The organism is Polaromonas sp. P1_G2 (genome assembly GCF_056405515.1).
On record NZ_JBFUBY010001485.1, the window covers coordinates 1 to 394 of the forward strand.

Below are 394 nucleotides of genomic sequence, written 5' to 3' on the forward strand. Positions count from 1 at the left end.
CCCTTAGCGGTTTCGCTGCGGCGTTCGGCGAGATGGGCAGCACAGGCATTGGCGTCGGCGACGAATTTGGCATTGCCGGCCTGCAGTCTGGCAAGGGCTTCGTCTGGGCTAAGCGCGCTTTCAGCGGTGGCAGCAAAGGAAAGCGTCGGCGACAGAGCGAGCGCTGCGGCGCCCAGACTGGCCATGGAGAGAAAATGACGACGGTTGAATTGTGACATTCGGCATTCGAAACACATTTGATACCCCGCGGTAAAATGATCTGGAACGACATCAGCGGCAACTTAGCGCCCTTCTGTGACGCGTGGGCGAAATGGCCGTGACAGCAACCGACAATATCACTTTTCGACGGGCCTGGGTCGGAAAGATCATCGACAGAGCGGTGACGGCTGGCTGA

1 protein-coding gene is annotated in these 394 nt (G+C 58.9%); it reads right to left on the reverse strand.

Annotated features, from left to right (window positions below; translation table 11 throughout):
- The coding region (locus AC1D0P_RS31200; RefSeq protein ID WP_477680266.1) for a twin-arginine translocation signal domain-containing protein at positions 1–218 on the reverse strand (218 nt) is incomplete at its 3' end.
- Positions 219–394: the final 176 nt, after the last annotated feature.